This is a genomic window from Kosakonia sp., assembly GCF_032052965.1.
Taxonomy (GTDB): domain Bacteria; phylum Pseudomonadota; class Gammaproteobacteria; order Enterobacterales; family Enterobacteriaceae; genus Kosakonia.
Genome location: NZ_DAMBVN010000010.1, coordinates 149,752 through 168,664, shown reverse-complemented (window position 1 = coordinate 168,664; position 18,913 = coordinate 149,752). Strand labels below are relative to the sequence as shown.

The following is an 18,913-nucleotide window of genomic DNA, read 5'->3' as shown; positions in this document are numbered from 1 at the left end:
AGGGAACTGCCAGGCATCAGACAAAGCAGAAGGCCCGGTCGCAAGACCGGGCCTTCTGCTTTTTCTCGTCTGCGTCATATTCTGAATTACTTACCTGGCGAAGCAAAATCTTGATTAAAATCACCAATCTTATATAACAAATATGTAACATTTTTGATTTTGCAAATGAGTGGCTAAGAATGCAAGCAGGGCACACTCACTAATAGCTTTGGCAGGAGTATTATCATAATGGCTGAAAGCAGCATGACCTCACGAGAATCTCTCACCAGTCGCGATACCCGCCGCCGCGTGTGGGCCATCGTTGGCGCCTCATCGGGTAATCTGGTCGAGTGGTTTGATTTTTATGTTTATTCCTTCTGTTCTCTCTATTTCGCTCACATCTTTTTTCCGGCGGGAAATCCCACCACGCAGTTACTGCAAACAGCCGGTGTTTTCGCTGCCGGTTTTCTGATGCGGCCCATTGGCGGCTGGTTATTCGGGCGTATCGCTGACCGGCACGGACGCAAAACATCCATGCTGATTTCTGTCTGTATGATGTGTCTGGGATCGCTGGTCATCGCCTGTTTGCCGGGCTATGACGCGATTGGTACATGGGCGCCTGCTTTATTGCTGTTGGCCCGTCTGTTTCAGGGATTGTCGGTAGGAGGTGAATATGGCACCAGCGCAACGTATATGAGTGAAGTCGCCGTCGAAGGACGAAAAGGTTTTTATGCCTCTTTTCAGTACGTCACGCTGATTGGCGGACAGTTACTGGCGCTGCTGGTCGTCGTGGTATTACAGCAAGTGTTGACGGATGAAGCACTCCGCGCCTGGGGCTGGCGCATTCCATTTGCTCTTGGAGCGGCTCTCGCGATCGTCGCTCTGTGGCTGCGCCGGCAACTGGATGAAACCTCACAGCAAGAAGTCCGGGCGCTTAAAGAAGCGGGCTCATTGAAAGGATTGTGGCGCAATCGCAAAGCTTTCTTGATGGTTCTTGGATTTACCGCTGGGGGATCGCTGACGTTTTACACTTTCACGACCTATATGCAGAAGTATCTGGTAAATACTGCTGGTATGCATGCAAATGTCGCCAGCGTGATCATGACGGTCGCGCTGTTTGTATTTATGCTCATCCAGCCTGTCTTTGGTGCACTGTCGGACCGGATTGGTCGTCGTACCTCAATGCTGCTGTTTGGCGGGCTTGCCACGATATGTACAGTGCCGATCCTTACCGCGTTGCATAGCGTAACGTCTCCTTATATCGCCTTCATGTTAGTGATGCTCGCACTGGTGATCGCCAGTTTTTATACCTCGATCAGTGGGATCTTAAAAGCTGAGATGTTTCCGGCTCAGGTGCGTGCTTTAGGCGTGGGGTTGTCATATGCGGTGGCAAATGCCCTGTTTGGCGGTTCGGCGGAGTATGTTGCGTTATCACTGAAATCCATCGGCTTCGAAACAGCGTTTTTCTGGTATGTCACAGTGATGGGCGCCGTAGCATTTTTCATTTCATTGATGCTACACCGCAAAGGTAAAGGCATTCGCCTTTAGTGTCTGGCGAGTTGCCACACGGTATAACCCGTTGTGGCGCCGGCAACATCCCAGGCAAAATCTTTCCAGCTCCAGCCGCTACCCGCAGGGCGGCTGTCCCACCACTCTTTAGAAGCCCCCAGACTGACAGAAAACATCAGTCCATACATTGCGCTGCGATCGCGGCTGATCCCTTGATGCTGCGCGACTTCATTACCCGCAGCGGAGAGCATCGCTGAGCCGAGAAAATGTTGTGCTTTATCCTGACCGCTCCAGCTGTCGTTAGCCATATGACTACAGCCAGTTAATAACAGTGCGCATGTCGGCAAGAGGTATTTCATGTGATCCCTGAAAAAAAAGCCCCATCAGATGACAGGGCTTCAGTTTACAGAATACGGCTAATCAGTTTATCGATGCGGATACGACGCAACCGGCGGATCAGTTTTCGTACTTTCACCGGGTAGTCGGCAATGCTTTGCAAATCCCGATAGTGATTCACCACGGTGGTGTGCGTCCGAATCAGCGCCAGTTCTTTATCACGCTGCGCAGCCAGTTCGTGTTTCGGGTCGTGGATCAGCACCGCATTTTCTAAGTCGAGTCGCCAGGCTCGCGGATTTAAGTTATTCCCCGTCAGCAGGATCCACTCATCATCAACCCACATCCCTTTCAGGTGATAACTGTTATCCTCATCTTTCCACAGGCGAACCACTAATTGGTCGGTGTTCACGTAGTACTGCAGACGGCTGAGGAAACGGCGCAGGTTGATTTCATAGAGGTAAGGCAGTGCGCCGATGATCTTAAATGGTTGATCTTCCGGAATGAAAAAGTCGTTTGCGGTCTTGTCGCCGACGATAATTTCAACCTTTTTGCCTTCGCGTAGCAGTTGAATAATGTTGCGCACCAACACGGCGGGAAGATTGAAGTACGGCGTACAAATAGTCAGTTTATGTTCTGTACACGGCATCAGGTGGAAGATGGTTTTGTTCAGGAGGCTGGATTTCCCCAGACCTACCAGTGGCGTCACGGAAAGTTGTTCATTATCCGCATCCCCCTGAAAATGGTACGTCGCATCCCGTAATGCCTGGCGAAACAGTCGGATTTCGTTTTTAATTTCCGGACTTTTGGGCCGCTCAGGATCGTCCAGACGATTAACGCCACGCCCCTGCACCAGATTCTGCATTACCCAGTTTTGCATCACATCCGCCATTTGCGGGTTACGGATTAACTGGTAACGGTCGTAGCGGTATTTATCGTGCTGATGCAGGTAGACATCATTAAGGCTGGCGCCGCTGTAGAGCACACAATCATCAATGATGAAACCTTTAAAGTGGAGCACACCTAACGCTTCGCGGGTATTGACCGGCACGCCATAAACAGGAATTGAGATGCCTGGATTTTCCTGCGCCAGGCGACAGTACCAGTCTGCGTTAGTATTGGTTGCCGCTGCGCCAATACGGCCACGCTGAGCACGATGCCAGTCGACGAGTACGCAGACTTCCAGTTCCGGACGCTGGCGTTTTGCTTCATACAGTGCGTTAAGAATTCCTTTCCCGCCATCGTCCTGTTCGAGATACAGAGCGACGATATAGATTCGGCGCGTTGCGCTGGCTATCTTCGCGAGCAACGTCTCCCTGAAATCGGCGGGAGAATAGAAAAAGGCAACATCATCCGCTGACTGAGAAATCTTTGGTAGTTGGGCAAGGTGTTGTTGATGTTTATTACGCTTAAATTTTGACAACATCACAGTGCGTTTCTTCTCTGTTTATTAAAGGGTCTTCTGTACTATGCAGACGACATAAGCGGACAATAATAACACCTGGCCTGCCAGAGTGGTCAACATTTCCAGTACCTTACTCAGGATTCTTCCGTCTTTGTCAGTTGGAGCGATAAGCCCACGATCCCATCCTCCAGTTGAATATCGACATCGAACCCCAGTTTTCGCGCCAGTGTCACCATGCCGCGATTGTTCGGCATAGTAATCCCGTTCAAGCGTCTAAGTCCGTGATCTCGCGTATAACTGATAAGCTTTTCAAGCAATCGCCGTCCAAGACCCAGCCCTTTCAAATCGGAACGCACCAGCACGGCGAATTCGGCATCAATATTGTCAGGATCGGATATTGCGCGGGTGACGCCGAGGATCTCCTCGCTATCTCCCGTGCGGCGTACTGCCACAAAGGCCATTTCCCGATCGTAGTCGATCTGCGTCATATTCGCTAAATCATCATGGGTAAATTCGTTGATCTCACTGAAGTAGCGGTAATAGAGATCCTCTTTGGTAACCTGGGCAATAAACTGCTGCAAATGAGGTTCGTCTTCCGGAAGAATAGGGCGGAACAGGCACTGTTCGCCATTTTTCATCTCAACCCGCTCTTCCAAATGCTGCGGATAAGGGCGGATCGCCAGGCGTGTTTCACCATTGCCAACATATGGCGCAATCGTCATGGTGACATCCAGCGCAATAAATTCACTGCCGGACACGAGTAACGGGTGAATATCGAGGCGATCGATTTCCGGGCAATCGACAATCAGGTTCGATACCTGCACCAAAAACTGACTCAGACCGGCAATATCCAGCGAGCGTAGCGCACTGCGGCCGCGGATCTTCTTACTTTTAATGGCCTGAATCACCAGGTAGCGCGCAAGGTTCATATTCAAAGGCGGTAACGCGACTGCTGCCTGGTCCTCGGCCCGCCATTCAACGCCACCTTCGCCCAACATGATCAGAGGGCCAAAGACCGGATCGTGCTCTACCACCACACGCAGTTCCTGGGCTCCGGCGCGATTGGCCATACTTTGCACCTGCAAACCATGTATACGCGCCTGTGGCCAGTTCATTTTCACACGGTCGATAATTGCATCTGCTGCTTGCTGCACCTCTTTTGCAGTACGCAAATAGAGCATAACGCCCTGAACTTCAGATTTATGTGGAATATCCGGGGAGCGCAGTTTTAACGCGACCGGGTAGCCAATTTGCTCGGCGATATGAACGGCTTCAGCGCTATCTCCGGCAACCCAGGTGGGTAAGGTTTGTAACCCCCATGCCTGAAAAATTGGCTGGACCTGGTGCGTGTCCAGTGTAGTGGTGCCCTCTGCAACGGACTGGCGCAACAGGTTGTGCGCCTCGGCGGTATCGGCTGCCTGGCTGAGTGATATAGCCGGGGTTTCACGCAATTGCTTCTGGTTACGGCGATATTCCACCATATGCATAAATGCGGTAATGGTGCCTTCCGGTGTGCGGTAAGTTGGCAACCCGGCCTCGCTGAATAAGCGCCGCGCATCCTGCGACGAAAACTCGCCGCACCAGTTAGTCAGCACCGTAATATACTTGCCGCGTGGGTGCTTTTTCAGGGCATCGATTAACGCCTGTGCGCTGTCACTGCCTGGTGCCGTGGCGCTTGGCGCATGGATCACCAGCAATGCATCGTAATCCTGGCAATCCAGCAAAATATTAAGTGCGGTAATGTAACGCTCCGTACTGGCGTCGTCGCGCAGATCCAGCGGATTACCGACCGTGACGTAGTCTGGCAGTGCTGCCTGCAATTGCGCGACGGTTTCCTCGCTGAGCGTGGCCAGTTTGCCATTGCATGACCATAACTCATCAAGTGCCAGCGCTGCGGGAGCGGCCCCGTTGCTCAGGATCATGAGGCGCTCGCCTCGCAGTGGCCGCATATGGCTGAGGGTTTCAACAGCGGAGAAAAGCTCATGCGTGTCCTGCACACGCAACAATCCCGCGCGCTGGATGGCTGCATCCCAGGCCGGATCAATCCCAGCGTGTGAATGCAGCAGTTTTTGCGCTTCCGGGCTACGACCGCTTTTGATCACCAGAATCGGTTTATTGCGCGAGGCGCTACGCGCGGCGGAGACAAAACGTCGGGCATCGCTGAGATGCTCCAGATACAACAGAATGGCACTGGTTTTACTGTCACGGGCGAGGAAATCCAGCAGTTCATCGACGTCTATATCGAGACTGTCGCCCAGCGCAATAAAATAAGAGAACCCCATTTCCCGCTGCTGCGCCCAGTCAAGAATAGTATTGGAAACGGCCGAGGACTGAGAAATAAACGCCAGTTTGCCGCGCGTGATAGGTACCGGGGAAAAACTGGCGTTGAGCCCCTGCCACGGTGCCAACAAACCGAGGCTGTTCGGGCCGAGCAACCGCATCTGATAGCGGCTGGCGCAGGCGAGTAATTCGCCGTGCTGTTCCGGCGTGGCCGAGAGAATAATGCAGGTCTTACAGCCTTTTTGCCCAAGGGCGTCCAGCAGGGAGAGGTTACGCTTTGCGTGCGTGCAGAGTACCGCCAAATCCGGCGTAAAAGGCAGGCTGGCCACATCCGGCCAGGCCAGTACACCCAGCACCGCTTTCCATGTGGGCGTAACGGGTAAGACAGGCCCGGCAAAACCGCCCGCCAGTAAATTGCGCATCATCAGAAAACCGGCCCGATCCGGCTTCATTGAAGCGCCCACTACCGCGATCGATTTAGGACGTAATAACGCTTCCAGCCCTCGTTGGCTCATACCGGCCTCCATTAAAGAGTGACCAGATGATTTTAAACGCTTTCTGCGTCGCTTGCTGTGATGGCGGATGGATGATGCGGTTTACCCGCCAGATAGCGTTCGCGAAACAGTGTGAAATGGCAGCCTAAAGCCTGTGCCGCAACGGTGTCTTTCGCCAGATCCAGCAAGGCGATAGCCACTTCGGCCGTACAGTACTGATCTTCCGCATGCGCTTCACGCAGGCGATAGGCGGAAACCCGCGATAAATCCACGGAAATCACCGGTAAAGCATCCAGATAAGGACTCTTGCGGAACATTTTTCGCGCTTCGGTCCAGGTGCCGTCGAGCATAATAAATAGCGGTGGTTTACCCGCTGGCGGCACGCTCAATACCTGGCGTTCACTGCCCGCATACGATGCCGGAAACACTACCATCGGTTGATATTCGTCGCTGCTGCAGAGATCAATCAGGGCTTTTGGCGGCGCTGTACGTGACCACTGGAAAGCCAGCGTATCCGGCAGAATATCGGCAATCAGTCGACCAGTATTGCTTGGCTTCATAGGTTCGGTGTCGAACATCACCAGGCAAAAACGACTGTTAGCCACCGAGGGTTTGAGCGTGTCACACAGGCATTGCCGTTGCGGTAGCAGGCAGCGCTGGCAGCGGCGAATGCGGTTACCGCGCGCCAGAAAAGGGCGCGTTGCGCGGGCAAGGCGTTGAGCACGGAGTTGAAGAACGGCGTTGTCGGTCATGAGGATCGCATTGAAAAAACGCCATTGTCGCAGAGGTGAAAACGGGGCACAAGATGCGCCCCGACGGGATTAAAGTGATTCGTTGAGCCAGCTATCAAACGGTGCTTTCGGCATCGCGCCGCTTAGCATGTCCACCACTTCACCCTTTTTGAATAGCATAATGGTTGGAATACTGCGGATACGGAAACGGGCGCTCAGTTCGCGCTCAGCTTCAGTGTTCACTTTCACAAAACGCACTTTGCCGCTGCGTTCTTCCGCCACATCTTCAAAGATAGGCGCAAAGTTACGGCACGGGCCACACCAGGGTGCCCAAAAATCCACGACCACGGGTAAATCGTCTTTGAGCAGTTTATCCAGCGTTTCGCCGGTGGCATTAATCACATCGCCATCAAACAGCTCGTGCCCACAGCGCCCACATTTCGCGCCGTCGTTCATTCTGTCTTCAGGAAGGCGATTCAACGCCTGGCAGCTTGCACATACGGTATTCATAACTAACCTCAGGGAAGCGTGGGTACAAAGCGGCTTTTCACCGGTATGTTTCTTCAATGTTACATATTATTAATAAGATGGTTTTAAACGACAATGCGATTTATTCAATGAGTACAATAGTCGATAGCTTTTGAACGAATTAATGGCTAAGCGCAAGGACATCAGGTAATCTGCGCGCTTCGCGCAGCGCTGGTGGAGAAAAGCATGAACGATGAAATTAAAAACAAAAGCGGCAAGGTCAAAGTGATGTATGTCCGCAGTGATGATGATTCCGATAAACGTGGCCATAACCCGCGCACCGGGAAAGGACCAGCACGTTCGGGATCGTCTCGTGCAGACGGAGGCCGTCGCCCCGCCCGTGATGACAGAAACCGCTCTCAACGTGATGATCGCAGCGGTCGTCCGCAGCGTGACGAGAGAAGCCGCCCGGCTCGCGAAGATTTTAGCCGTCAAAGTGATTCGCCGTGGCGCACCGTTTCCCGCGCACCGGGTGACGATACGCCGGAAAAACCGGATCACGGCGGGATCAGTGGTAAAAGCTATATCGACCCGGAAGTGCTGCGCCGTCAGCGTGCGGAAGAGACGCGCGTTTATGGCGAAAATGCCTGTCAGGCATTGTTCAGCAGCCGTCCGGATTCTATCGTGCGCGCCTGGTTTGTTCAGAGCGTCACACCGCGCTTTAAAGAAGCGCTGCGCTGGATGGCGGCAAACCGCAAAGCGTACCACGTGGTTGATGAAGCCGAACTGGCAAAAGCATCCGGTACCGAGCATCACGGCGGTGTGTGCTTCCTGATTAAAAAACGCAATGGCCAGAGTGTACAGAAATGGGTGGCCAGCGCAGGTGCGGAAGATTGCGTGCTGGCGCTGGAAGATGTGGGCAACCCGCACAACCTGGGCGCTATTATGCGTAGCTGCGCGCACTTCGGCGTTAAAGGCGTGGTATTGCAGGATGCGGCAGTGATTGAATCAGGCGCGGCCGTTCGCACAGCAGAAGGCGGTGCGGAGCATGTTCAGGCAATCACGGGTGACAGCTTTGCGGATGCGCTGGAAGAATTCCGCCAGGCCGGATATGCGTTGGTCACGACCTCCAGCCATAATGGTACCCCGCTGTTCAAAGCAGAGTTGCCGAAGAAAATGGTGCTGGTGCTGGGTCAGGAACGCGATGGTTTATCCGATGCCACACTTTCCCGTGCGGATCTGAGCGTTTCCATTGACGGTACTGGCAACGTTGAAAGCCTCAACGTTTCTGTCGCGACCGGTGTGTTGCTTGCCGAGTGGTGGCGTCAGAATAAAGCGTAACAACGCAAACCGCAGGCCGGACAGGGCGTTACCTTCTTCCGGCCTGCAATTTCCTCTTTATTCGCCAAATTACGCTTTACTCGCTTTGTGCCGGCAGGGTTGGCATCCAGTCGATCTGCGTTTTCCCCTGTTTTTCCAGCCACTGATTCGCCAGAACAAAATGATTGCAGCCAAAAAAGCCGCGATGGGCTGAAAGGGGAGAAGGGTGCGGTGCTTTCAGAACATGATGACGTTTGCCGTCGATAATCGCGCCTTTCTTCTGCGCGTGTGATCCCCACAGTAAAAAAACCACGCCTTCGCGATGCTCGTTAATCAGGCTGATAACTTTGTCGGTGAAGGTTTCCCAGCCGAGACTGGCGTGCGAGTGGGCCTGACCGGCTCGAACGGTCAGCACCGTGTTTAACAACAACACTCCCTGACGCGCCCAGCTCTCCAGGTAACCGTGTTCCGGGCGGACAAAACCCGGCTGAGATTTCTCCAGCTCTTTATACATATTCAGTAGCGAGGGCGGAATAGCCACTCCTGGCCGTACCGAAAAGGCCAGACCGTGCGCCTGGCCTGGCCCGTGATAGGGATCCTGGCCGAGGATCACTACCTTAACGTCACTCAGTTCAGTGAAGCGAAAGGCGTTAAATACATCTTTTTGCGGTGGGTAGATGGTTACGCCGGACTGGCGCTCTGCGGCGACAGTGTTCAGCGTATTAATAAAGTAGGGCTGCTGTTTTTCATCTGCCAACACATCATGCCATGTTAATGAAGTGGTCATCCCGCTCTCCTGCGAAGTTCGTTCCCCGTAGCTTAACTGCTTCTACCCATAGCGTAAAATTCCCTTTCTCCGTCAATCGATTAAACCCAAAAAAATTTGAAAATTTACAAAAGTTTTAAGATTCCCTGTGTGGCGTAACTTGATATAAAACAAGAATATTCCCCTATCACCACTTTTACTGTGTGGTTTTTGTTGATTTAAATCAAAGAATGCGGGCTAGCGGGCTGGTATATAAACAATCAGACAACAATGGTTTTACCAATTGGCCGGATGCATCCGGCGAAATCAAATATTGCGCCCATGGGAGGCTATTCATGATTACTGGTATCCAAATTACGAAAGCAGCAAACGACAACCTGTTAAATTCATTCTGGCTGCTGGATAACGAAAAAGGCGAAGCCCGTTGCGTCTGTGCGAAAGGCGGTTATGCAGAAGATGAAGTGGTTGCTGTTAGCAAGCTGGGCGATATTGAATACCGTGAAATTCCGATGGAAGTGAAACCGGAAGTGCGTGTTGAAGGCGGTCAGCACCTGAATGTTAACGTGCTGCGCCGTGAAACACTGCTCGATGCCGTGGAACATCCGGAAAAATACCCGCAACTGACCATCCGCGTTTCGGGTTATGCAGTACGTTTTAACTCTCTGACTCCAGAACAGCAGCGCGACGTTATTGCTCGTACTTTCACAGAAAGCCTGTAATTTCAGGCAGTCATAAAAAAGCCGGGACATTCCCGGCTTTTTTTATTGTTCGGATTTTAGCTGTTCGCTGCTACTCGGTTTGCGTCGCTTACCAATGTTTTTGGTATCGCGGTGGCGCTGTTTCACACGCGGTTTCTCTTTATCTTTCTCTTTCTTTTTCTCTTCGCGTTTTGCCAGCACTTTTTTCGACGGCTTGCCTTTCAGCTTTTCACTTGGGATACGTGTCTTAGGACGCAGTTCATCAATGACACGGGCTTTCAGCGGCTCTTCGACATAGCGGCCTACTTTCCCCAGCAGTAAGTGATCGTGCGCTTCGACGAGGGAGATCGCCGTGCCTTTACGACCCGCTCGACCAGTACGGCCAATACGATGCAGATAGGTATCGCCGCTACGAGGCATGTCGAAGTTAAAGACGTGGCTCACGTCCGGAATATCAATGCCGCGTGCAGCAACATCAGTGGCGACCAGCACATTCACACGGCCATCAGTCAGACGCTTAATGGCCTCATTGCGTTTTAGCTGCACCATTTCGCCTTCGAGATAGCAGTTGTTGATGCCGGCTTCGCGCAGCCAGGCCGCCAGCTCATGCACACGCTCGCGCTTGCGCACAAAAACAATCGAACGGCTCATCTCAGGTTGTTTCAGCAGATGCACGAGCAGCGCTGTTTTATGTGCCACATCATCGGCGCGGTAATACCATTGATGGATTTTTTTACGTTCGCGTGTAGATGGCGTAGCGGACACCTCTACCGGATCTTCCAGCAGACGTTCGGCAAAATCTTTGATTGCCTCGCCTTCCAGCGTCGCAGAAAACAGCATGGTCTGTTTGCGCCAGCGCGTTTCACCTGCGATATGCTCGATATCCTGCGCAAAACCCATGTCCACCATACGATCGGCTTCGTCGAGGATCAGCGTTTCGACTGCGCGGCAGTCAAAGTTTTCTTCTTTAATGTATTGCAGCAGGCGGCCGGTGGTCGCGACCACGATGTCCTGGTTTTCGCTGAATACTTCGGCATGGTTCATATACGCCACGCCGCCCGTGATGGTAGCGATATCCAGATGGGTATTAGCCGCCAGTTCACGCGCATGATCGGCAACCTGCATCGCCAGTTCGCGGGTCGGGGTCAGGATCAAAATACGCGGCGGGCCGGATTTCTTACGTGGAAAGTCCAGAAGGTGCTGCAACGCAGGCAGCAGATATGCCGCCGTTTTGCCGGTGCCGGTAGGCGCGGAACCGAGAACATCACGCCCTTCAAGCGCAGGCGGAATAGCGGCGGCCTGGATGGCGGTCGGGCGTGTAAAGCCTTTACTCTGGAGTGCATCCAGCAGGCTGTCGTCAAGTTCGAGTTCGGAAAAAGTCGTTACAGTCATGATCTACCTCTGTGTGGGGCGCTGATTATAGACGTTACGGCTGCAATCTTCATCTGTTGTCTGCTTATCGCTTTTCCGGCGCTTCGCTTTCACCTATGCTACACCTGTTTTCCGTATTGAGGTTGTAAAGATGTCCCAGCCAAAGGCTCAGTTTCGCCGTAATGGCTTCACGTTTAAAGCGTTCTTCGTCGCGCACGACCGCTGTGCCATGAAAGTCGGCACGGATGGCGTGATGTTAGGCGCCTGGTCGCCTGTTTCCAAAGCCCGCCATGTGCTGGATATTGGCACAGGCAGCGGTTTGCTGGCGCTGATGCTGGCGCAACGTACCCCGCAAACTGTCACTATCGATGCCGTGGAACTCGATGAGCAAGCCGCCATGCAGGCACAGGAAAATGTGCAGGCATCGCCCTGGCGTGAGCGGATCACCGTGCATCAGGCTGATATTCGTCAATGGAGTGTGGAAAATACGGCACGTTATGATCTGATAGTCAGTAATCCGCCCTATTTTGACGAGGGGGTGAAATGCGCAACGCCAGAGCGTGAACGCGCCCGTTACACCACCACGCTCGATCACCAGACGCTGCTGGACATTGCGGCGACGCTTATCACTGAAGAGGGCTTTTTCTGTGTTGTCTTGCCGGTGGAGGCCAGCGAGGCGTTTACGGGCAAAGCGCAGAGCATCGGCTGGCATCTGCGCTTACGCACCGACGTGATGGAAACGGAAGGGCGACTGCCGCACCGTGTTTTGCTCGCATTCTCTCCGCGCCCGGGTGAGATCTTTGCCGATCGCCTGGCGATCCGCGGGCCGGATCAGCGCTATTCCGACAGTTATACTGCGCTGACCCAGGCTTTTTATGTGTTTATGTAATTGCGCGGCGTGAGCACCGTCGGCCCCGACACTGGCAGCATTTCCGGGTAGTCCAGCGTATAGTGCAGCCCGCGGCTCTCTTTCCGTTCCATTGCGCAGCGCACAATTAGCTCAGCCACCTGTACCAGGTTGCGCAATTCCAGCAGATTATTGGAAACACGGAAGTTGGCGTAATACTCGTCGATTTCCTGTTGCAGCAGTGTAATTCGGCGTAACGCGCGTTCCAGTCGCTTGGTGGTGCGCACAATGCCCACATAATCCCACATAAACAGTCGCAACTCGTGCCAGTTATGCTGCAGGATCACGCGCTCATCGGCGTCATCAACGCGGCTTTCGTCCCATGCCGGCAGCACCGACGCCGCCTCGATAACCGGTATCTGGCGAGAGATAGCTTCTGCTGCCGACCAGCCATAGACAAGGCATTCGAGCAGCGAATTTGATGCCATTCGATTGGCGCCGTGCAGCCCGGAATAACTCACTTCACCAACGGCATAGAGGCCGTTAACATCTGTTTGCCCATGCTGGTCAATCATTACGCCGCCGCAGGTGTAGTGCGCAGCTGGCACAATCGGCACGGGCTCTTTGGTCAGGTCCAGGCCAAGGCCAAGCAGCTTTTCATAGATCATGGGAAAATGGTGGCGCACAAACGCTTCCGGTTTGTGGCTGATATCGAGATACATGCAATCCACACCAAGGCGTTTCATTTCATGGTCGATGGCGCGGGCGACCACATCGCGTGGAGCGAGTTCAGCCCGGGAATCAAAGTCCGGCATAAAACGGGTACCGTCCGGGCGCTTCAAGTGTGCTCCCTCGCCACGTAGTGCTTCTGTCAGCAGAAAGTTACGCGCCTGAGGGTGGAATAACGCAGTGGGATGGAACTGATTAAATTCCATATTCGCCACCCGGCAGCCGGCGCGCCAGGCCATGGCTATTCCATCGCCGGAGGCGATATCCGGGTTTGTGGTGTACTGGTACACCTTTGAGGCGCCACCGGTTGCCAGCACAACTGCTTTCGCCTGGCAGGTTTCGACTTGCTCTTTATTGCGGTTCCACACCCACGCGCCAACAACACGACGCGCACCAGGCAGGCCCACTTTGTCGGAGATGATCAAGTCCACGGCATTACAGCGTTCCAGCACACGGATATTCGGGTGATGAATGGCTTGGCTGACCAGCGTATTTTCCACTTCTTTACCGGTGGCATCGGCAGCGTGAAGAATGCGGCGATGGCTGTGGCCGCCTTCTCGGGTCAGGTGATAGCCCGACTCACCGTTGGCGGTCATTTCGGTGTCAAACAATACACCCTGCTCGATAAGCCATTGCACACAAGGGCGTGCATTGCTAGCGACAAACTCTGCCGCCTCACGCTCGACGATACCTGCACCGGCAATCAGCGTATCTTCCACATGGGATGCAATGCTGTCGGTTTCATCGAAAACGGCGGCGATTCCACCCTGAGCATAGAAGGTTGAGCCTTCGCTGATCGGCCCTTTGCTCAATACGATGACCTTATGCTGTGCAGCCAGGCGTAATGCGACGGATAAGCCAGCGGCACCGCTGCCGATCACCAGTACATCACAAGAGAGTTCTGACGTTGTATTCATAGTCTGTGTTTAATTTACTAAACAATGTTCGGCCAGCATAGCACCAGTATGCGCATTTGATGAGGGTTTTTTTGGCTTTTGTATGGAAGACTAAACACAAAATGTCCGCCAGGGTAAGGAGACAAGACGTGCGGGAGCATGATGTAGATCGTTAGTAAGCGCTTATTAGAGATGAAAAAAAAGCGATATTGCGATACTCTCTGGCGATCTTAAGGTCTTTTCTTTGAGAAAGTACATTGGCCAGGGTTTGTAGACTTATAATGAGAGAGAATGAAAAGTCTGCAGAACGCTGCACAAAAACAAAGGCGTAACGGAACTTAATCACGAACCTGCTCTCTAATTGGCTGCTTGCTCATAGTGCAGTATTGGAGTGGCGTTTCTGGATACGCGTGGAAATTGGTTTTGGGGAGACTTTACCTCGGATGAGCGAGCAGTTAACGGATCAGGTCCTTGTTGAAAGGGTTCAGAAAGGAGATCAGAAAGCGTTCAACTTACTGGTGGTGCGCTACCAGCATAAAGTGGCGAGTCTGGTTTCCCGCTATGTCCCCTCGGGCGATGTGCCTGATGTCGTACAAGAGTCATTTATAAAGGCCTATCGTGCGCTTGATTCGTTCAGGGGAGATAGTGCTTTTTATACCTGGCTATACCGAATTGCTGTGAACACAGCAAAAAATTACCTGGTCGCCCAAGGGCGCAGGCCGCCATCCAGTGATGTGGATGCGATTGAAGCAGAAAACTTCGAAAGTGGCGGTGCATTGAAAGAAATTTCGAACCCTGAGAACTTAATGTTGTCAGAAGAACTGAGACAAATAGTTTTCCGTACTATTGAGTCGCTCCCGGAAGATTTACGCATGGCAATTACGTTGCGGGAGTTGGATGGCCTTAGCTATGAAGAAATTGCAGCCATCATGGATTGCCCGGTAGGTACAGTCCGTTCACGTATTTTCCGTGCACGGGAAGCTATTGATAATAAAGTTCAACCGCTTATCAGGCGTTGACGATAGCGGGATACTGAAAAAGGTATTAGGCATGCAGAAAGAAAAACTTTCCGCTTTAATGGATGGTGAAACGCTGGATAACGAGCTGCTCTCCGAGCTGTCTCAGGATCCGCAGATGCAGCAAACATGGGCAAGCTATCACCTTATCCGCGATGCTATGCGCGGTGATACTGCCGATGTCATCCATTTCGATATCTCAGCCCAAGTCATGGCCGCGATTGAGAATGACCCCGTTCAACCGACGGCGCCATTGATTCCCGAAGCACAACCGGCTCCTCACCAGTGGCAGAAAATGCCGTTCTGGCACAAGGTTCGCCCGTGGGCGAGCCAGCTTACCCAGATGGGCGTTGCTGCGTGTGTATCGCTTGCTGTAATTGTTGGCGTTCAGCACTATAATGGCCAGGCTGAATCCACCCAACAGCCCGAAGCGCCCGTGTTTAATACACTGCCGATGATGGGTAAAGCCAGCCCGGTGAGTCTGGGCGTGCCTGCAGATGCAACGGCAAGTGGCGGTCAGCAACAGCAAGTGCAGGAACAGCGTCGCCGTATTAATGCCATGCTGCAGGATTACGAACTGCAACGTCGTCTGCACTCCGAACAGCTTCAGTTTGAGCAGGCGCAAACGCAGCAAGCCGCTGTGCAGGTGCCGGGAAACCAAACTTTAGGAACGCAATCGCAGTAATGAAGCAACTTTGGTGTGCCATGTCTTTTGTGGCTGCTGGCCTGTTCTTCTCTGGTAACGCCTCGGCTGATGTTTCGTCCGGGGCGTTGTTACAGCAAATGAATGTGGCAAGCCAGTCGCTCAACTACGAACTCTCTTTTATCAGCATCAACAAGCAGGGTGTCGAATCGTTACGTTATCGCCATGCGCGCCTTAACGATCAGCCGCTTGCGCAGATGTTGCAAATGGACGGCCCTCGCCGCGAGGTTGTGCAGCGCGGTAATGAAATCAGCTACTTTGAACCGGGGCTTGAGCCCTTTACGCTTAACGGCAATTATATTGTCGATTCTCTGCCCACGCTGGTTTATACAGATTTCAAACGTCTTTCTCCCTACTATGATTTTATTTCTGTAGGGCGCACGCGTATTGCCGACAGGCTCTGTGAAGTGATCCGCGTCGTGGCGCGCGACGGTACGCGTTACAGCTACATCGTCTGGATGGACTCTGACACCCACCTGCCGATGCGCGTGGATTTACTCGATCGTGATGGCGAAACCCTGGAGCAATTTCGGGTGATCGCATTCACGGTTAACGGTCAGGTCGCCAATAGCATGCAAACGCTGGCAAAAGCCAGCCTGCCGCCGCTGCTTTCCGTCCCGGCGGGCGATAACGTTGACTTTAACTGGGTGCCAACCTGGTTGCCCCAGGGGTTTAGCGAAGTCTCCAGCAGCCGTCGTCAGTTGCCAACGATCGATGTTCCCGTTGAGTCGCGCCTCTATTCCGACGGCTTGTTTAGCTTTTCGATCAACGTTAACCGCGCCAACCAAAACAGCAGCGATCAGATGCTGCGCACCGGCCGACGCACGGTCATGACGAGCGTTCGTGATAACGCCGAAATTACCATCGTTGGCGAACTGCCCCCGCAAACCGCAAAACGTCTTGCGGATAGCCTCAAATTCAAGGCCGCGCAATGATCAAAGAGTGGGCGACCGTCGTCTCCTGGCAAAACGGTGAAGCATTAGTTGAATGCGATGTTAAAGCTTCGTGCAGCAGCTGCGCTTCCCGCGCCGGCTGCGGCAGTCGCGTGCTGAACAAACTGGGGCCGCAAACGACCCATACGCTCGCAGTCCCCTGCGCTGAACCGCTGGTGGCCGGGCAGAAAGTCGAACTGGGCATTGCCGAAGCCAGTCTGCTTGGCTCGGCGGTACTGGTCTATATGTCACCGCTGGTCGGGCTGTTTGTGATGGGTGCGATTTTTCAGGCGTTGTTCGGCCAGGATATGGCGGCACTGTGCGGTGCGGTGCTTGGCGGTGTCGGCGGCTTTCTGCTGGCGCGCGGCCTGTCGCCGAAACTGGCTTCCCGCCAGGAATGGCAGCCGGTAATTATCAGCGTCGGCCTGCCGCCGAACCTTGTCCGCATCGACGATGCCTCCGCAGAAAGCCAACCGTGATCCCGCTTTACGAAGCGTCATCGCCGTGGCGCTTCTCTTGCCAGTATGAGCATTTCCCCGCATTAAGGTTGTAGTGTAGAATGCGGCGTTTCAGTACATTTGACGTCAGGCGCGAACAGGCCTCTTAGTTACTCGTAAGGCATAAAATCTCACTATATGAAGAATATTCGTAACTTTTCGATCATCGCTCACATCGACCACGGTAAGTCGACGCTGTCTGACCGTATCATCCAGATTTGCGGTGGTCTTTCCGATCGCGAAATGGAAGCTCAGGTACTTGATTCCATGGATCTTGAGCGCGAGCGCGGTATCACCATCAAAGCGCAGAGCGTTACGCTGGACTACAAAGCCAACAACGGCGAAACCTACCAGCTGAACTTTATCGATACTCCCGGTCACGTTGACTTCTCCTATGAGGTTTCCCGCTCGCTGGCCGCCTGTGAAGGCGCGCTGCTGGTGGTCGATGCCGGTCAGGGCGTAGAAGCGCAGACGCTGGCGAACTGCTATACGGCCATCGAGATGGATCTGGAAGTGGTGCCGGTACTGAACAAAATCGATCTGCCCGCCGCCGATCCTGAGCGTGTGGCCGAAGAGATTGAAGACATCGTCGGGATTGACGCGACAGATGCCGTGCGCTGCTCAGCAAAAACTGGCGTTGGCGTGCCGGATGTCCTGGAGCGACTGGTGCGCGACATTCCCCCGCCGGAAGGCGATCCGGATGCCCCGTTGCAGGCACTGATTATCGACTCCTGGTTCGATAACTACCTGGGTGTCGTTTCCCTGGTGCGTATCAAGAACGGTACGATGCGCAAGGGCGATAAGATCAAGGTCATGAGCACCGGTCAGGTCTACAACGCTGACCGTCTTGGCATCTTTACCCCGAAACAGGTCGACCGTACTGAGCTGAAATGCGGCGAAGTAGGCTGGCTGGTCTGCGCCATCAAAGATATTCTCGGCGCGCCGGTAGGGGATACCCTGACCGCAGCCCGTAACCCGGCGGAAAAAGCGCTGCCAGGGTTTAAAAAAGTGAAACCGCAGGTATACGCCGGTCTGTTCCCGGTGAGTTCGGATGATTATGAAAACTTCCGCGATGCGCTCGGCAAACTGAGCCTCAACGATGCATCCCTGTTCTACGAACCGGAAAGTTCTACCGCGCTGGGCTTCGGTTTCCGCTGTGGCTTCCTGGGTCTGTTGCACATGGAGATCATTCAGGAACGTCTGGAGCGTGAATACGATCTGGATCTGATCACCACTGCGCCGACCGTAGTCTATGAAGTTCAGACGACTAACAAAGAAGTGGTGTATGTCGACAGCCCTTCCAAGCTGCCGCCGCTTAACAACATTGAAGAGCTGCGTGAGCCGATTGCGGAGTGTCACATGCTGTTGCCGCAGGAGTACCTGGGTAACGTAATCACGTTGTGTGTAGAAAAACGCGGCGTGCAGACCAACATGGTTTACCACGGTAACCAGGTTGCGCTGACTTATGAAATTCCGATGGCGGAAGTGGTACTGGACTTCTTCGACCGTCTGAAATCGACCTCACGTGGTTATGCCTCGCTGGATTACAACTTTAAACGCTTCCAGGCGTCCAACATGGTGCGCGTAGACGTGCTGATCAACGGTGAGCGTGTGGATGCGCTGGCGCTGATCACCCACAATGAGAACGCGCCGTACCGTGGCCGCGAGCTGGTGGAGAAGATGAAAGATCTGATCCCTCGCCAGCAGTTTGATATCGCGATTCAGGCGGCAATCGGTAACCACATTATTGCCCGCTCAACGGTGAAACAGCTGCGTAAGAACGTACTGGCGAAATGCTACGGTGGTGACGTCAGTCGTAAGAAAAAGCTGCTGCAGAAACAGAAGGAAGGTAAGAAACGCATGAAGCAGGTCGGCAACGTCGAGCTGCCGCAGGAAGCGTTCCTCGCCATTCTGCATGTGGGCAAAGAGAGCAAATAAT

Annotated in this window: 17 protein-coding genes; 9 read left to right on the top strand and 8 right to left on the bottom strand. The window is 53.5% G+C overall.

The window, feature by feature from the left end; all coding sequences use genetic code 11:
- Positions 1-228 precede the first annotated feature (228 nt).
- Positions 229-1,527 carry an MFS family transporter gene (locus RTX30_RS14110; protein WP_312690780.1) on the top strand — a complete coding sequence of 433 codons (1,299 nt, stop codon included), beginning with the start codon at positions 229-231 and terminating at the stop codon, positions 1,525-1,527.
- On the opposite strand, the gene RTX30_RS14105 is transcribed toward RTX30_RS14110, so the two are convergent.
- The 5 genes from RTX30_RS14105 to trxC form a co-directional block, all read right to left on the bottom strand.
- On the bottom strand, positions 1,524-1,847 hold the full coding sequence (locus RTX30_RS14105; protein ID WP_312690779.1) for a YfiM family lipoprotein: 324 nt from the start codon (positions 1,845-1,847) through the stop codon (positions 1,524-1,526). The two genes, RTX30_RS14110 and RTX30_RS14105, sit on opposite strands and share 4 nt — an antisense overlap.
- 44 nt (positions 1,848-1,891) lie before the next feature.
- Positions 1,892-3,247 carry a CDP-diacylglycerol--serine O-phosphatidyltransferase gene (gene pssA / locus RTX30_RS14100; protein ID WP_312690787.1) on the bottom strand — a complete coding sequence of 452 codons (1,356 nt, stop codon included), beginning with the start codon at positions 3,245-3,247 and terminating at the stop codon, positions 1,892-1,894.
- 113 nt (positions 3,248-3,360) lie between these two features.
- Positions 3,361-6,021 carry a GNAT family N-acetyltransferase gene (locus tag RTX30_RS14095; RefSeq protein WP_312690777.1) on the bottom strand — a complete coding sequence of 887 codons (2,661 nt, stop codon included), beginning with the start codon at positions 6,019-6,021 and terminating at the stop codon, positions 3,361-3,363.
- A 32-nt stretch (positions 6,022-6,053) separates the two neighbouring features.
- A complete protein-coding gene (locus RTX30_RS14090) occupies positions 6,054-6,752 on the bottom strand; it encodes a tRNA-uridine aminocarboxypropyltransferase (protein ID WP_312690775.1) in 699 nt (232 codons plus the stop codon).
- 69 nt (positions 6,753-6,821) lie between these two features.
- The gene (gene trxC / locus RTX30_RS14085) at positions 6,822-7,241 is read right to left on the bottom strand and encodes a thioredoxin TrxC (RefSeq protein WP_312690773.1); all 420 of its coding nucleotides are present in this window, start codon (positions 7,239-7,241) and stop codon (positions 6,822-6,824) included.
- 204 nt (positions 7,242-7,445) lie between these two features.
- Here trxC and RTX30_RS14080 point away from each other — a divergent pair, with 204 nt between their 5' ends.
- Positions 7,446-8,540 carry a tRNA/rRNA methyltransferase gene (locus RTX30_RS14080; protein WP_312690771.1) on the top strand — a complete coding sequence of 365 codons (1,095 nt, stop codon included), beginning with the start codon at positions 7,446-7,448 and terminating at the stop codon, positions 8,538-8,540.
- A 76-nt stretch (positions 8,541-8,616) separates the two neighbouring features.
- Here RTX30_RS14080 and ung read toward each other — a convergent pair whose 3' ends face one another.
- A complete protein-coding gene (gene ung / locus RTX30_RS14075; protein ID WP_312690769.1) occupies positions 8,617-9,306 on the bottom strand; it encodes a uracil-DNA glycosylase in 690 nt (229 codons plus the stop codon).
- A 314-nt stretch (positions 9,307-9,620) separates the two neighbouring features.
- Here ung and grcA point away from each other — a divergent pair, with 314 nt between their 5' ends.
- The gene (gene grcA / locus RTX30_RS14070) at positions 9,621-10,004 is read left to right on the top strand and encodes an autonomous glycyl radical cofactor GrcA (protein WP_312690767.1); all 384 of its coding nucleotides are present in this window, start codon (positions 9,621-9,623) and stop codon (positions 10,002-10,004) included.
- 42 nt (positions 10,005-10,046) lie between these two features.
- Here the strand turns inward: grcA and srmB are convergent, their stop codons facing one another.
- A complete protein-coding gene (srmB, locus tag RTX30_RS14065) occupies positions 10,047-11,375 on the bottom strand; it encodes an ATP-dependent RNA helicase SrmB (RefSeq protein ID WP_312690765.1) in 1,329 nt (442 codons plus the stop codon).
- A gap of 130 nt (positions 11,376-11,505) precedes the next feature.
- Here srmB and trmN point away from each other — a divergent pair, with 130 nt between their 5' ends.
- Positions 11,506-12,243, top strand: a complete 738-nt coding sequence (gene trmN, locus RTX30_RS14060; protein WP_312690763.1) for a tRNA(1)(Val) (adenine(37)-N(6))-methyltransferase TrmN — start codon at positions 11,506-11,508, stop codon at positions 12,241-12,243.
- Here trmN and nadB read toward each other — a convergent pair.
- Positions 12,228-13,847 (bottom strand): L-aspartate oxidase, encoded by a 1,620-nt coding sequence (nadB, locus tag RTX30_RS14055; RefSeq protein WP_312690761.1) that lies wholly within the window; start codon positions 13,845-13,847, stop codon positions 12,228-12,230. The genes trmN and nadB overlap by 16 nt on opposite strands.
- A gap of 422 nt (positions 13,848-14,269) precedes the next feature.
- Between nadB and rpoE the strand changes: the two genes are divergently transcribed.
- The 5 genes from rpoE to lepA all read left to right on the top strand — a co-directional run bounded on the left by rpoE (position 14,270) and on the right by lepA (position 18,912).
- Positions 14,270-14,845, top strand: a complete 576-nt coding sequence (gene rpoE / locus RTX30_RS14050; RefSeq protein ID WP_000003307.1) for an RNA polymerase sigma factor RpoE — start codon at positions 14,270-14,272, stop codon at positions 14,843-14,845.
- Positions 14,846-14,876: 31 nt separating this feature from the next.
- Entirely contained in the window at positions 14,877-15,527 is a 651-nt protein-coding gene (gene rseA, locus RTX30_RS14045) for an anti-sigma-E factor RseA (protein WP_312690759.1), read from the top strand.
- Positions 15,527-16,480 (top strand): sigma-E factor regulatory protein RseB, encoded by a 954-nt coding sequence (rseB, locus tag RTX30_RS14040; protein ID WP_312690757.1) that lies wholly within the window; start codon positions 15,527-15,529, stop codon positions 16,478-16,480. Before rseA ends, rseB begins: the two co-directional genes overlap by 1 nt.
- Complete coding sequence (rseC, locus tag RTX30_RS14035; protein ID WP_312690755.1) at positions 16,477-16,956, top strand: SoxR-reducing system protein RseC; 480 nt, start codon at positions 16,477-16,479, stop codon at positions 16,954-16,956. Before rseB ends, rseC begins: the two co-directional genes overlap by 4 nt.
- A gap of 156 nt (positions 16,957-17,112) precedes the next feature.
- Positions 17,113-18,912: a translation elongation factor 4 gene (gene lepA, locus RTX30_RS14030; protein ID WP_312690753.1), complete on the top strand. Its 1,800-nt coding sequence runs from the start codon at positions 17,113-17,115 to the stop codon at positions 18,910-18,912.
- The last annotated feature ends 1 nt before the right edge of the window (position 18,913 follow it).

Excerpts from the sequence above, each read along its gene's own strand:
- RTX30_RS14095 (WP_312690777.1), bottom strand. The coding sequence starts at position 6,021 with ATGAGCCAACGAGGGCTGGAAGCGTTATTACGTCCTAAATCGATCGCG.
- ung (WP_312690769.1), bottom strand. The coding sequence starts at position 9,306 with ATGACCACTTCATTAACATGGCATGATGTGTTGGCAGATGAAAAACAG.
- srmB (WP_312690765.1), bottom strand. The coding sequence starts at position 11,375 with ATGACTGTAACGACTTTTTCCGAACTCGAACTTGACGACAGCCTGCTG.
- RTX30_RS14080 (WP_312690771.1), top strand. The coding sequence starts at position 7,446 with ATGAACGATGAAATTAAAAACAAAAGCGGCAAGGTCAAAGTGATGTAT.
- RTX30_RS14105 (WP_312690779.1), bottom strand. The coding sequence starts at position 1,847 with ATGAAATACCTCTTGCCGACATGCGCACTGTTATTAACTGGCTGTAGT.
- rseA (WP_312690759.1), top strand. The coding sequence starts at position 14,877 with ATGCAGAAAGAAAAACTTTCCGCTTTAATGGATGGTGAAACGCTGGAT.
- pssA (WP_312690787.1), bottom strand. The coding sequence starts at position 3,247 with ATGTTGTCAAAATTTAAGCGTAATAAACATCAACAACACCTTGCCCAA.
- rseB (WP_312690757.1), top strand. The coding sequence starts at position 15,527 with ATGAAGCAACTTTGGTGTGCCATGTCTTTTGTGGCTGCTGGCCTGTTC.
- lepA (WP_312690753.1), top strand. The coding sequence starts at position 17,113 with ATGAAGAATATTCGTAACTTTTCGATCATCGCTCACATCGACCACGGT.
- nadB (WP_312690761.1), bottom strand. The coding sequence starts at position 13,847 with ATGAATACAACGTCAGAACTCTCTTGTGATGTACTGGTGATCGGCAGC.
- rseC (WP_312690755.1), top strand. The coding sequence starts at position 16,477 with ATGATCAAAGAGTGGGCGACCGTCGTCTCCTGGCAAAACGGTGAAGCA.
- RTX30_RS14110 (WP_312690780.1), top strand. The coding sequence starts at position 229 with ATGGCTGAAAGCAGCATGACCTCACGAGAATCTCTCACCAGTCGCGAT.
- trmN (WP_312690763.1), top strand. The coding sequence starts at position 11,506 with ATGTCCCAGCCAAAGGCTCAGTTTCGCCGTAATGGCTTCACGTTTAAA.
- RTX30_RS14090 (WP_312690775.1), bottom strand. The coding sequence starts at position 6,752 with ATGACCGACAACGCCGTTCTTCAACTCCGTGCTCAACGCCTTGCCCGC.
- trxC (WP_312690773.1), bottom strand. The coding sequence starts at position 7,241 with ATGAATACCGTATGTGCAAGCTGCCAGGCGTTGAATCGCCTTCCTGAA.
- rpoE (WP_000003307.1), top strand. The coding sequence starts at position 14,270 with ATGAGCGAGCAGTTAACGGATCAGGTCCTTGTTGAAAGGGTTCAGAAA.
- grcA (WP_312690767.1), top strand. The coding sequence starts at position 9,621 with ATGATTACTGGTATCCAAATTACGAAAGCAGCAAACGACAACCTGTTA.